Source organism: Bacillus sp. Root131 (assembly GCF_001429475.1).
Classification (GTDB): Bacteria; Bacillota; Bacilli; order Bacillales; family Bacillaceae_G; genus Bacillus_A; species Bacillus_A thuringiensis_S.
Window position 1 is genome coordinate 105,842 of the sequence record NZ_LMJQ01000042.1, and the last position, 13,403, is coordinate 119,244.

Here is a 13,403-nt window from a genome sequence, read left to right on the forward strand (position 1 = left end):
GATTAGATTGAGAATTGCTGTAATTGGAGCAATGGAAGAAGAAGTACGTATTTTACGTGACAAATTAGAACAAGCAGAGACAGAAACGGTTGCAGGTTGTGAATTTACGAAAGGACTATTAGCAGGACATGAAGTAATCTTGTTAAAGTCTGGTATTGGTAAAGTAAATGCAGCGATGTCAACGACAATTTTATTAGAAAAATATAAGCCTGAAAAAGTAATTAATACTGGTTCAGCTGGTGGATTCCATCATTCTCTAAACGTTGGTGATGTAGTTATTTCCACTGAAGTTCGTCACCATGACGTAGATGTAACAGCATTTAACTATGAATATGGTCAAGTACCAGGAATGCCGCCTGGATTTAAAGCTGATGAGGCGTTAGTTGCATTAGCTGAGAAATGTATGCAAACTGAAGAAAATATTCAAGTTGTAAAAGGCATGATTGCAACAGGCGATTCATTTATGAGTGATCCGAACCGCGTTGCAGCCATCCGTGATAAATTTGAAAATCTTTATGCGGTAGAAATGGAAGCAGCAGCTGTCGCACAAGTATGCCACCAATATGAAGTTCCGTTTGTTATCATTCGCGCACTTTCTGATATTGCTGGTAAAGAATCAAATGTTTCATTTGATCAGTTTTTAGATCAAGCAGCTCTTCATTCTACAAACTTTATCGTAAAAGTGTTAGAAGAGTTAAAGTAATGTAACAAAAAGGCAACTGTCTCATATAAAGAAAATACATACAGTTGCCTTTTCTTTATTGGCAAACAAGGGGGAGAACACGATGAATGTATATCGTGGAGTTCATGAGTTAATTGGTCATACACCAATTGTAGAAATTACTCGTTTTTCACTTCCGAAAGGGGTCCGCTTATTTGCAAAGCTTGAATTTTATAACCCAGGCGGAAGCGTTAAGGATCGTTTAGGAAGAGAATTAATCGAAGATGCGCTAGAAAAAGGGCTTGTTACCCAAGGTGGAACAATTATTGAACCGACTGCTGGGAATACTGGTATTGGACTGGCACTTGCAGCATTAGAACATGATTTACGTGTTATCGTTTGTGTACCAGAGAAATTTAGTATTGAAAAACAAGAATTAATGAAAGCACTAGGTGCAACGATCGTGCATACACCGACTGAGCAAGGAATGACCGGTGCAATTGCAAAAGCAAAAGAATTAGTAAATGAAATACCGAATTCATACTCTCCAAGTCAGTTTGCGAATGAAGCAAACCCGCGTGCTTATTTCAAAACACTAGGTCCTGAACTTTGGGATGCACTGAATGGAGAGATTAACATATTTGTTGCTGGAGCAGGAACTGGCGGTACGTTTATGGGGACTGCATCTTATTTGAAAGAAAAAAATATAGATATTAAAACAGTTATCGTAGAGCCAGAAGGATCTATTTTAAATGGTGGTAAGGCTGGTTCACATGAGACCGAAGGAATTGGACTGGAATTTATCCCGCCATTTTTGAAGACATCTTATTTTGATGAAATTCATACGATTTCTGATCGAAATGCATTTTTACGAGTGAAAGAATTAGCGCAAAAAGAAGGACTTCTCGTTGGGAGCTCTTCAGGAGCAGCATTTCATGCGAGCTTACTTGAGGCAGAGAAGGCAGCACCAGGTACAAATATTGTAACCATTTTTCCTGATAGTAGTGAGCGCTATTTAAGTAAAGACATATACAAAGGATGGGAATAAAAAATGAGAGCAAAGACAAAGTTAATTCATGGTATTCGCATAGGAGAACCTTCAACTGGATCTGTAAACGTACCGATCTATCAAACAAGTACGTACAAACAAGAAGCGGTTGGTAAGCATCAAGGATATGAATATTCACGTACAGGTAACCCAACACGTGCAGCTTTAGAAGAAATGATTGCCGTATTAGAAAATGGTCATGCTGGATTTGCATTCGGTTCTGGAATGGCTGCTATTACAGCGACAATTATGTTGTTCTCAAAAGGTGACCACGTTATTTTAACAGATGATGTTTATGGTGGAACGTATCGTGTTATTACGAAAGTATTAAACCGCTTCGGTATTGAACATACATTTGTAGACACAACAAACTTAGAGGAAGTTGTAGAAGCAATTCGTCCAAATACGAAAGCGATCTATGTGGAAACACCAACGAACCCATTACTAAAAATTACTGATATTAAGAAAATATCTACTCTTGCTAAAGAGAAAGATTTATTAACAATTATTGATAATACATTCATGACGCCATATTGGCAGTCGCCGATTTCTTTAGGAGCAGACATTGTACTTCATAGTGCAACGAAATATTTAGGAGGTCATAGTGACGTAGTTGCAGGTCTAGTAGTGGTAAATAGCCCACAACTAGCAGAAGACCTTCACTTTGTACAAAACTCAACAGGAGGTATTCTTGGACCACAAGATAGCTTCTTACTACTTCGCGGTTTAAAAACATTAGGAATTCGTATGGAAGAACATGAAACGAATTCACGCGCTATTGCTGAATTTTTAAATAATCATCCAAAAGTAAATAAAGTATATTACCCAGGTCTTGAATCACATCAAAACCACGAATTAGCAACAGAACAAGCAAATGGATTTGGTGCTATTATTTCGTTTGATGTAGATAGTGAGGAAACATTAAATAAAGTACTTGAGAAACTGCAATACTTTACACTTGCTGAAAGCTTAGGAGCAGTAGAAAGTTTAATTTCTATCCCATCTCAAATGACACATGCATCAATCCCAGCAGATCGCCGTAAAGAATTAGGAATTACAGATACATTAATTCGTATTTCTGTCGGTATTGAAGATGGTGAAGATTTAATTGAAGATTTAGCACAAGCGCTAGCGTAATAAAAAATGCACTGCTAATGTGGAGCAGTGCATTTTTTATTATGTTAATTTGTGAAATATTTCACAAATTATACATACACAAATGAAATGATTTCATGTATATTGAATTCATGAAATGTTATTCACGAGTAAAATTGTGAAGTGTTTCACAAACAATGGGATTCATGTAGGACGGTAACTCTATTTTTTTTCGCTAATCGGGACTTATTATGACCTATAGGGACTTATAAAGACCGTGATAACAGAATAGGAGGAAATTTACATGGTAGTCAAAGAGAAAGTTGTAAATGAAATGCAAGAGGTAAAAGAGATGATTGATACGTTAGTAAATAACGGTCAACAAGCTTTACAAGCATTAGAAAGTTTTACACAAGAGCAGATTGACAACATTGTTCATGAAATGGCATTAGCAGGTGTTGATCAACATATGCCACTTGCAAAATTGGCTGTTGAAGAAACAGGCCGTGGTGTCTATGAAGACAAATGCATTAAAAATATTTTTGCCACTGAATATATTTGGCATAGTATAAAGCAAGATAAAACGGTAGGAATTATTCACGAAGATCCTCATGAAGAAATAATAGAAATTGCAGAACCTGTCGGTGTAGTAGCTGGGGTAACACCAGTAACGAATCCAACGTCGACAACAATGTTTAAAGCGTTGATTGCGATAAAAACGAGAAATCCAATTATTTTCGCATTTCATCCTTCTGCACAAAATTGTTCGGTGGCAGCAGCGAAAACCGTATATGATGCAGCAATGAAAACTGGTGCACCAAAACATTGTATTCAATGGATTGAAAGACCGTCTGTCGAAGCGACGAAACAATTAATGAACCATGATGGTGTGGCACTCGTTCTAGCAACTGGAGGCGCTGGTATGGTGAAATCAGCTTACTCTACTGGAAAACCAGCGCTAGGTGTAGGTCCTGGTAATGTACCGTGTTATATAGAAAAATCAGCACATGTAAAACGAGCTGTTAATGATTTAATTTTATCGAAAACATTTGATAACGGTATGATTTGTGCATCGGAACAAGCAATCATTGTCGATAAAGAAATCTATGATGATGTTAAAACAGAAATGATCGAAAACAATTGTTACTTTGTAACAGAAGAAGAAAGAAAAAAATTAGAAAAGCTCGTTATAAATGAAAATACATGTGCAGTAAATAGTGATATTGTAGGAAAATCAGCACAGTATATTGCCGAATTAGTTGGGATTACTGTTCCTGAACATACAAAAATGCTTGTAGCTGAAATTCAAGGTATCGGAGCAGCATACCCGTTATCTCGTGAGAAACTGAGCCCAGTATTAGCCTGTGTGAAGGCGAATTCATTAGAAAAAGGATTTACATATTGCGAAGAAATGTTGAACCTCGGTGGTTTAGGACATTCAGCAGTTATTCATTCTACAAATAAAGAAGTGCAAAAGCAATTTGGATTACGTATGAAAGCTTGCCGTCTCATTGTAAATGCACCTTCATCACAAGGTGGAATAGGGGATATATATAACGGATTTATTCCATCACTTACACTTGGTTGTGGTTCTTACGGAAAAAATTCAGTTTCCCAAAATGTAACAGCGACTCATTTATTAAATATAAAAAGGCTGGCAAATAGAAAAAAGAATATGCAGTGGTTCAAATTGCCACCAAAAATTTATTTTGAAAAACATGCTACAGCGTATTTAGCAAATATGCCTAACATTTCACGTGCATTTATTGTAACGGATCCTGGAATGGTTGAACATGGCTATGTGGATACAGTCACGCACTATTTAAACAAGCATGCAAATGATGTGAAAATTGAAGTTTTCTTTGAGATCGAACCAGATCCATCAGATGAAACTGTCTTTAAAGGTGCGGAAATGATGAGAAGCTTTAAGCCAGATGTAATTATCGCACTTGGTGGTGGTTCAGCTATGGATGCAGCAAAAGGAATGTGGTTATTCTATGAGCATCCAGAAACGACATTCTATGGCATTAAACAGAAGTTTTTAGATATAAGAAAACGTACATGTAAATATCCGGAATTAGGAAATAAGGCACAGTTTGTTGCGATTCCAACAACATCAGGAACAGGATCAGAAGTGACACCATTTGCGGTTATTACAGATAAGAAAAATAATATAAAGTATCCGCTCGCAGATTATGAATTAACACCAGATGTAGCAATTGTTGATCCACAATTTGTAATGACAGTACCACCACATGTAACAGCAGATACTGGTATGGATGTTTTAACACATGCAATTGAGGCGTATGTTTCTGTTATGGCAAATGACTATACAGATGGATTAGCATTAAAAGCTATTGATCTCGTATTCAAATATTTACCAAGAGCATATAAAGATGGAAATGATGAAGAAGCACGAGAAAAAATGCATAACGCTTCTGCAATTGCAGGGATGGCATTTGCAAATGCTTTCCTCGGTATTAATCACAGCTTAGCACATAAGATTGGACCAGAATTCCATATTCCGCACGGACGTGCAAATGCCATTCTAATGCCGCACGTAGTCCGCTATAATGCTATTAAGCCAAGAAAACACGCATTGTTCCCAAAATATGAGCACTTTGTAGCAGATGAACGCTATGCACATATTGCGAGAATGCTCGGGCTTCCAGCAAGCTCAGTAGCAGAAGGTGTGGAATCACTCGTCAAAGCAATTACTGAGCTTGGAAAAAGCTTAAATATTAATATGAGTATTGCAGGACAAGGGGTAGATAAAGAGCAATTTGAAGAGGTTGTTGGAGTATTAGCAGAAAGAGCTTTTGAAGATCAATGTACAACTGCTAATCCAAAGTTACCGCTTATTTCAGAGCTGAAAGAAATTTATATGGAAGCATATAAAGGTGAATAATGATTAAAAAAGAGCCGCAGTAAAGCGGCTCTTTTTTTGTTGGAAAACATCTCCCAGAATGGCTGTATTTACTGGTCTTTCAGTTTCATAGAATATGATAAAGTGAAATGGAGGAGTGAGAATATAATGAAAGAATTACAAGGGAAAATAGAAGATTATACTAGGTTCGGACAAATTCTTCTCGCTGTAAGTACATTGTTAATGGTTGGCTTGTTGATTCCGGATGGAGCAAAAGAGACAATCCAATTTTTTGTTATGATGGGGAGTATCGTTATATTTTTAAGTTTATCGTTCTTTTTCTTTCAGCGTGTGAAAGTGATGCGTGACCAGTTAGAGGAAAATGAATGTGAATAATATTGTTAACTAGAGCGCGGCGAAAAGAAAGAATCTTTTTGTCGCGCTTTTTGTTTTTTGTAGAAAAATGTATGCGTTTCATGTTGACAATGATAATCCTTATCAATTAAAGTAGAATAGTAGTTAATGATTATCATTATCAATTAGAGGTGAAGGAATGAAAAAATCTATTACGCTATTTACAGCGATTTTATCTATTTTTTTCTTGTTAATAGGTTGCAGTGCCAAAGGGGACGAAAAAGCGTCTGCAACCAAAACAGAAAAAGGAAAAGAAAAAATCGAAATTACCGACCTGTCAGGGAGAAAGGTAACATTCGATAAAGTACCAGAAAGTTTTGCAACATTAAGTATGGGAGACATGGATATTATTCATGCTTTAGGTGGAAAAGTAGTAGGTCGTCCGGATACGAAATTAACTCTTCCAGAGGAGTTAAAGAAAGCAAAAGTAATCGGGAATGCACATCAACCGAACTTTGAGCAAATTGCTAGTTTAAAGCCCGATGTACTTGTTGCTAACAATGGATTCCAAAAGAATGTGCCAACGGTTGAAGGACAGGGAACGAAAGTAATCATTTCTTCTGCGAATTCTGTACAAGATATTCAAAAGAATATTGAATTATATGGAACGGCAATGAAGAAAGAAGATAAAGCAAAAGAACTTAATCAAAAAATCAATAATCAAATGAAGAAATATGAGAAAAAGAGCGATGTGAAAGCATTGCTAGTGTATGGCGCACCAGGTACTTATTTAGCGGCATTACCAACATCTTTATCAGGTGATATTTTAGAAAAAACAGGCGGAAAAAATATTGCTTCTGATTTTCCAGAAATGAAAGAATATCCGCAATATGCACAGCTAAGTGTAGAACGTATTATTGAGGCGAATCCAGATGTGATTTATTTAATTACACACGGAGATCCAACAAGTGTGAAAAAAGCATTCGAAGGCGAAATGATGAAAAATGAAGCGTGGAAAAATTTAGATGCAGTAAAACAAAACCGCGTAGTTATTTTGCCACCTGATTTATTTGGATCTAATCCTGGGACAAAAGTTACAGAAGCAATGGACTTTATGTATAAAAGTATACAAGATGTAAGGAAATGATACGTATGGAAAGTAGTGAAGTAGTAAGAGAAAAGGAACATCCTTTTGCGAAAAAAAGATGGATAATAGCAGTTACTTTAGTTGTATTAACAATTCTAGGCCTCTTTTACGGTCTTTTCGCAGGAAGTTTATCCTTTTCTGTACGAGACATTCTAACAGGTATACAAGATGAGGGTTCGACAGTACATCGAATTGTATGGGATCTTCGCATACCGAGAGTGCTCGTTGGGTTTATAGTAGGAACATGTTTAGCTGCATCTGGTACACTGCTGCAAGGGGTTATGAGAAACCCTCTTGCAGATCCTGGTATTATCGGAGTTTCATCTGGGGCAGGCCTTGTAGCAATTGTCATCATGATTTTATTCCCACAGCATCTAGCTTTTTTACCACTAGGGGCGTTTTTAGGAGCTTTCATAACAGCGATGGTTATTTATGCTTTATCATGGCAAAAAGGGGCACCACCTTCAAGAATCGTCTTAGTAGGGGTGTCGATCAATGCATTAATTGGTGCAGCAACGTCAGCATTAATGTTATTACATAGTGACAAAGTACAATCCGTGTTACCGTGGCTAGCGGGTGGTATTGGTGGTGTAAGTTGGGCACATTTAAACATGATTATTTATTATGCAATATTCGCCATTATATTAGCTTTCTTTGGCATTAAGCATATTCGAGTGTTAATGCTTGGAGATGAAATGGCAAAGTTATTAGGACATAACGTGGAAAAAAGTCGGTTTTATTTAATCGTAGTAAGTACATTATTAGCTGGAATTGCAGTAAGTGTATCTGGTCTTATTGGATTTGTCGGTCTTGTCGTACCACATATGCTACGTTTATTAGTTGGAAATGATTATAGATATTTGCTACCTTTATCATGCCTTGGCGGCGGTGTATTACTTGTTTTTGCGGATGCAATAGCTCGAAGTTGGTTCGATCCAATCGAATTGCCTGTTGGTATTTTACTGTCCTTCTTAGGTGGTCCGTTCTTCTTATATTTAATTCATAGAGGAGGAAAACAACGTGATTTCCGTTAACAAAGTGTTTTATGCACACTCTGAAAGATTTCAAATGCAAAATATGAATGTACATATTAAGGCTGGAGAAATCGTTAGTTTAATTGGTCCGAATGGATCGGGAAAATCTACTTTGCTTCGTTTAATAGCAAGGCTACTGAAACAAAGCGAAGGGGACATCATTTTAGATGGGAAAAACATTCATATGATGAAGAGTGCTGATGTGGCGAAGCAATTAGCAATGTTACCACAAATGCATGATCATCAATTAGATTTAACAGTGAAAGAACTAATTGAGTTCGGAAGAGGTCCACATAAATCATGGAGTAGCCGCTTAAATAAAGAAGATGAAGAAATTGTTGATTGGGCATTGTCTGTTACAAATCTTGAAGGGTATGAATATCGTCTTTTACATTCTTTATCAGGAGGGGAACGGCAACGTGCTTGGATTGCCATGACGCTAGCGCAACGTACAAATGTCTTACTATTGGATGAACCAACAACCTTTTTAGATATCGTTCACCAGTTGGAAGTAATGGAACTTGTGAAACGATTAAATGAGGAGTATGGAATGACAATTATAATGGTTTTACATGACATTAACCAAGCTGCTCAATATAGCGATCGTTTACTCGTATTAAAGCGAGGAAAGATTCAGTATGATGGTATACCAGAAGAAGTGCTATGCCATGAAATGTTTCAACATGTATTTGGCATAGATGTAGATATCTTTCAAGGAAGTGACAAGCCGTTTTTTACACCGAAACGAATTTCTAAAAGGGGAGAAGAGCGATGCAAACAGAAGAGCGTATTACCACTGAATTAGTAAGAGAATTTGTTATGGCAGCTCACGGGGATTTAGAGAAAGTACAAGAGCTATTGGTTGAATCGCCAAGCTTACTTCACGCCTCTTATAATTGGGGTGGATCAGATTGGGAAAGTGCGTTAGGGGCATCGGCACATGTAGGTCGTAAAGATATTGCTCTTTATTTACTAGAAAAGGGTGCTCGGATGGATATTTTTGCAGCAGCTATGCTTGGTGAATTAGAAGTTGTACAAGCTATTTTAGTAGCTCAACCAGAAGCATTGCGTGCATCTGGTCCTCATGGCATTTCTCTTCTTCAGCATGCACGAATGGGTGGAGAGAAATCTAAGCGTGTATATGATTATTTAGCAATACTATCTTAATGAACGAAGGAAGTTCTTATGTGCGGTAAACTTTTCACTTGAAACAATTGGAAAGTTTACCGCCCGTTAGAACGGGATAAGTATCTAGTATATTTGAAAATCCTACACCCCCTCAACTGTAGTTTTCTTAATACTAGTTATGATATGGATGCAGTAGACGAAATTTGTCTACTGCTTTTTTTAGTCGTTAAGAATGAATATTCTGTATTTTATTGTGGGTTCATTTATCCCGCTATTTGCGGGCAGTAAGTCTCCCGCCTCAAAATTCAGCTAGAGCAAAGAAGTTAGATGGGAGATCCACTGCCCGTAAATGCTCGATTGGTGAGGGCTGATAATCAGTGGGGGTGAACAAAATTCCCCACTGATTAAAGTTTCACTTTATAATTAATAGTAACATTTCGTATGCATACAAAACATGATCGTGAAATTAAGAATAAATTAGTGGAAAGGAGTGCAGGCATGTTTCATACAGATCGTTTACAAATTCGCAAATATACAATGGATGATTTACAGTTCTATGCTTCACTATGGGGGAACGAGAAGGTAATGCGCTATATTGGAAATGGGACGTTAAAAACATATATACAGTGTAAAAAAAGTTTGGAGGAGTGGGTCATTCCTAGCTATAAAAACGGTCTCGGTTTATTTGTATTGATTGAAAAGGAAACGGGAACAAGAATTGGTCATGCAGGGCTGGTAAAGCAGCAGATTGATGGAAAAGAGGAAATTGAAATTGGTTATTGGTTACTTCCTCAGTATTGGGGAAAAGGGTATGCAAAAGAAGCGGCGGCAGCATTTCGAGACTACGGTTTCCAAGCATTACGAATGAATAAATTAATTTCTCTCATTAACCCGAATCATCCCGCCTCAATATTTGTTGCTAGAAAGACAGGGCTCAGCTATGAGAAAACAACTTTATTTCATGGGATGGATGTTCTTGTTTATTCCATTAAACGTGTTGGATGAAAAATTACTTTTTTAAAGGTAAATTGCATTTTTTGAAGAATGGTATATGAAAATAAAGGGGGGATTACATGTACATTTATCATAATGGACTTATTATTCGTGAGGGAACGAGTAGCGTACCAGCATATGCAATTAAAGCATTGTTTGAAGATGCCGGTTGGAGTAATGATAATATCCCTTCTTGGCAAATTGAAAAATTTACGATAGCATTCGAAAATTCAACATGGGCTTTCACAATTTGGGATGAGGAAGAGATGGTTGCGATGGTTAGAGTCATTTCTGATGGAATTATGATTGCGAACATAGTAAATTTAGTTGTGAAGTGTGAATATAGAGGGAAGGGATTAGGTAAGAAGCTTGTAGCTCTTTGCCTGCAAAAACTTCCCCACGGTGATTGGTTTGCGCATACATCAGCGAACAATTTTGATTTTTATAGAAGTTGTGGATTTGAAGTTAGAGAGCTATCGAGAAATGGAACATGTGCGTATTATGGATACCAAGTCGCGAAAAGAGATGGTCACCGATAAATGAATGGAAAGTAAAAAAGTATAGCGAGGTAATTTTGAGACTTTTGATAATAGAGAATGGATTGAGGCTCGTTTTATGATAAAATAAAAGAAAATTCTGTTTATTATTAGGGGGATAAAAATGAGTGTAAAAGCTGGGGATGTATTTAAATATGAAAGAAGATTTACTGAGGAAGAAGTTTTTGAATTTGCAAATATTACCGGTGATAAAGGTAGACACCATGTGGAATACGATGAAAATGGAAGATTAATGGTTCATGGTTTATTGACTGCTAGCATTGGGACGAAAGTGGGAGAAGAGTTACATTACATAGCAAGAGAATTAGTAAGTGAGTTTATTAGACCAGTTTTCACAGGAGATACGATCACTTGTGAACTAACTTTAACAAATGTTGAGCAAATGGAAGGCTATAAAAAAGTTTCAATCGAGTCAGTTTATCGCAATCAGCATGAAAAGACTGTACTAGTTGGGACAAGTTATGGAATTATAAGGGGATAAAAAAGAAGCCTGTTTAACAGGCTTCTTTTTTTATTATTTAATAAACACGTTTTCGATTTTCCGCATAACTCGAGATGAGTAATAATGCAGTTTCTTCTCCTATATTACGAACAATATGAGGAACGCATGCATTCCATGAGAAAGAATCACCTTCTTCTACAATTGCAATATCTTCACCGTGCTGAACTTCTAGTTTTCCGCGTAATACAAGGTGACATTCTTCCCCTTCATGGGCATTTGGTGAGTTTTCTTTCGGGAATCCAGTAGGGATTTCTACTAAAGATAGGCGAAGGCCCCCTTGCTCCGCAACATGTTCAATTCTTTGCTCATCTTTGCCGTATACACTGTATTTCCGTTCTTCTTTTTTGACAATTTTTAATCGATCTTTTTGCTCTAACAATAAATAGGGAAGGGGAACGTTTAAAAAATTGGAGATCGTTTCTAAAGTTGAGATAGATGGTGATGTTTTATTATTTTCAACCTGACTCATAAATCCTTTAGAAAGACCTGTTCCCTCGCAAATTTGTGCAATTGTTATGCCTCTACGTTGACGAATTTCACGTATTGCAGAACCAATATTCATAAAATCAAGCTCCTTTTTGTAAACAACTATTTGTATCATAGCAAAAAAAATATATTTTTTCCCAGTGAAAATGAATTGACGAATAAAAAAAATTAGTGTATGTTTTGTAATGTAAATAAAAGTTTTGTATAAGAAAACTATAAAGGAGAGAATGAAATGAATCAACATATTGGTAACTTAATTATTCGTATCGTGTTAGGGGTAACATTCTTCATGCACGGTTTAACAAAATTCCAATCAGGAATTGACAATATTGCAGGATGGTTTACAAGCATTGGTTTACCAGGAGGACTTGCATACGGTGTAGCAACGTTTGAATTAGTTGGAGGTCTATTATTAATTCTAGGTTTAGGTGTAAGATATATTGGATTATTATTTGCACTTGTTATGGTTGGAGCAATCGTAAAAGTGAAATGGTCAGCTGGTTTATTGGGAGATGGAAAAAATCCTGGTTTCGAATTAGAACTTGCATTATTAGCAATGGGTGCATACTTATTTGTTGCAAAAGCTGATGGTTTTGTAGATAATTTCTTAAAAGAAAAAATGTCAAAGAAGAATTAATTTAAATGGGGGGGCTAACAAGATGAGTTTTCAACTTCATCCCGATACAACACTTGATGTTGTTCATTTATACGTATCTAATGTAAAGAAATCACTAGAGTTTTATACGGAAGTACTAAGTATGAAGGTGCTAAAAGAAGAAGAAGCAGTCGTTACATTTGGGAATGAAAATGGTGAACCACTTCTTATCATTGAAGAAAAGAAAGAAGCTTTTCCGAAGCAAAGAGGAAGAACAGGGTTATATCATTACGCAATTTTATTACCAAGTAGGCAGGATTTAGCGAATGTTCTTCATCATCTTGTAGAGATGGTATATCCACTACATGGCGGAGCCGATCATTACTTTAGTGAAGCTCTTTATTTAGCTGATCCAGATGGAAACGGGATTGAAATTTATCATGATCGACAAAAAGAAGTTTGGCGTGATGAGAATGGAGAACTCCCATTTGTTAGTAACCCGTTAGCTGGTGAAGAATTATTACAACAAGGAAGTACATGGAATGGCTTTCCAGCTGGTACTGTGATGGGGCATATTCATTTCCATGTAGCTGATTTAGAGGAAGCGAAACGTTTCTATGTTGATGGTCTTGGTTTTGAAGTAACGATCCCAGCTCGTAATGGAGCGTTGTTCGTATCTGCAGGTGGTTATCATCACCATATCGGTTTAAATACATGGCAAGGTGAAGGGGTACCACCGCAAATGCCAGGTTCTGTTGGTTTAAAATATTTCACAGTTGTACTAGCGAATGAAAAACAAAAAGAGCAAGTATGTGAAAGCTTAAAAAATATTGGCAAGATTGCTACGTACAAAGATGGAATATTACAAGCCCAGGATCCATTTGGACATTGTATCCATTTCAAAATAAAAGGAGAAGCCTAAAAAGGCTTCTCTTTT

At 36.7% G+C, this 13,403-nt stretch carries 15 protein-coding genes; 14 read left to right on the forward strand and 1 reads right to left on the reverse strand.

What is annotated here, in order from left to right; translation table 11 throughout:
* Positions 1 to 7: 7 nt before the first annotated feature.
* The 12 genes from mtnN to ASE54_RS30095 all read left to right on the forward strand — a co-directional run bounded on the left by mtnN (position 8) and on the right by ASE54_RS30095 (position 11,364).
* Positions 8 to 703: a 5'-methylthioadenosine/S-adenosylhomocysteine nucleosidase gene (gene mtnN / locus ASE54_RS30040; protein ID WP_001217027.1), complete on the forward strand. Its 696-nt coding sequence runs from the start codon at positions 8 to 10 to the stop codon at positions 701 to 703.
* Between the two features lie 82 nt (positions 704 to 785).
* Positions 786 to 1,709 carry an O-acetylserine dependent cystathionine beta-synthase gene (locus ASE54_RS30045; protein ID WP_001103876.1) on the forward strand — a complete coding sequence of 308 codons (924 nt, stop codon included), beginning with the start codon at positions 786 to 788 and terminating at the stop codon, positions 1,707 to 1,709.
* A 3-nt stretch (positions 1,710 to 1,712) separates the two neighbouring features.
* Positions 1,713 to 2,846 carry a bifunctional cystathionine gamma-lyase/homocysteine desulfhydrase gene (locus tag ASE54_RS30050; protein WP_001201921.1) on the forward strand — a complete coding sequence of 378 codons (1,134 nt, stop codon included), beginning with the start codon at positions 1,713 to 1,715 and terminating at the stop codon, positions 2,844 to 2,846.
* A gap of 262 nt (positions 2,847 to 3,108) precedes the next feature.
* Positions 3,109 to 5,712: a bifunctional acetaldehyde-CoA/alcohol dehydrogenase gene (adhE, locus tag ASE54_RS30055; RefSeq protein ID WP_000260465.1), complete on the forward strand. Its 2,604-nt coding sequence runs from the start codon at positions 3,109 to 3,111 to the stop codon at positions 5,710 to 5,712.
* 126 nt (positions 5,713 to 5,838) lie between these two features.
* Positions 5,839 to 6,066, forward strand: coding sequence for a YrhC family protein (locus ASE54_RS30060; protein WP_000661454.1), 228 nt, complete (start codon positions 5,839 to 5,841; stop codon positions 6,064 to 6,066).
* 157 nt (positions 6,067 to 6,223) lie between these two features.
* Entirely contained in the window at positions 6,224 to 7,171 is a 948-nt protein-coding gene (locus ASE54_RS30065) for an ABC transporter substrate-binding protein (protein WP_000748461.1), read from the forward strand.
* Between the two features lie 5 nt (positions 7,172 to 7,176).
* On the forward strand, positions 7,177 to 8,205 hold the full coding sequence (locus ASE54_RS30070; protein WP_002082127.1) for an iron ABC transporter permease: 1,029 nt from the start codon (positions 7,177 to 7,179) through the stop codon (positions 8,203 to 8,205).
* Positions 8,192 to 9,010, forward strand: coding sequence for an ABC transporter ATP-binding protein (locus ASE54_RS30075; protein ID WP_000626531.1), 819 nt, complete (start codon positions 8,192 to 8,194; stop codon positions 9,008 to 9,010). Before ASE54_RS30070 ends, ASE54_RS30075 begins: the two co-directional genes overlap by 14 nt.
* Positions 8,977 to 9,372, forward strand: coding sequence for an ankyrin repeat domain-containing protein (locus ASE54_RS30080; protein WP_001192766.1), 396 nt, complete (start codon positions 8,977 to 8,979; stop codon positions 9,370 to 9,372). Before ASE54_RS30075 ends, ASE54_RS30080 begins: the two co-directional genes overlap by 34 nt.
* Positions 9,373 to 9,774: 402 nt before the next feature.
* The gene (locus tag ASE54_RS30085; RefSeq protein WP_003263049.1) at positions 9,775 to 10,338 is read left to right on the forward strand and encodes a GNAT family N-acetyltransferase; all 564 of its coding nucleotides are present in this window, start codon (positions 9,775 to 9,777) and stop codon (positions 10,336 to 10,338) included.
* 68 nt (positions 10,339 to 10,406) lie between these two features.
* Complete coding sequence (locus tag ASE54_RS30090) at positions 10,407 to 10,865, forward strand: GNAT family N-acetyltransferase (RefSeq protein WP_000276127.1); 459 nt, start codon at positions 10,407 to 10,409, stop codon at positions 10,863 to 10,865.
* 121 nt (positions 10,866 to 10,986) lie between these two features.
* Positions 10,987 to 11,364, forward strand: a complete 378-nt coding sequence (locus ASE54_RS30095; RefSeq protein WP_000111564.1) for a MaoC/PaaZ C-terminal domain-containing protein — start codon at positions 10,987 to 10,989, stop codon at positions 11,362 to 11,364.
* A gap of 37 nt (positions 11,365 to 11,401) precedes the next feature.
* Here ASE54_RS30095 and ASE54_RS30100 read toward each other — a convergent pair whose 3' ends face one another.
* On the reverse strand, positions 11,402 to 11,947 hold the full coding sequence (locus ASE54_RS30100) for an XRE family transcriptional regulator (protein ID WP_001020693.1): 546 nt from the start codon (positions 11,945 to 11,947) through the stop codon (positions 11,402 to 11,404).
* Positions 11,948 to 12,103: 156 nt separating this feature from the next.
* Here ASE54_RS30100 and ASE54_RS30105 point away from each other — a divergent pair, with 156 nt between their 5' ends.
* Complete coding sequence (locus ASE54_RS30105) at positions 12,104 to 12,508, forward strand: DoxX family protein (protein ID WP_001071553.1); 405 nt, start codon at positions 12,104 to 12,106, stop codon at positions 12,506 to 12,508.
* A gap of 22 nt (positions 12,509 to 12,530) precedes the next feature.
* Complete coding sequence (locus tag ASE54_RS30110) at positions 12,531 to 13,388, forward strand: VOC family protein (protein ID WP_000009843.1); 858 nt, start codon at positions 12,531 to 12,533, stop codon at positions 13,386 to 13,388.
* Positions 13,389 to 13,403 lie beyond the last annotated feature (15 nt).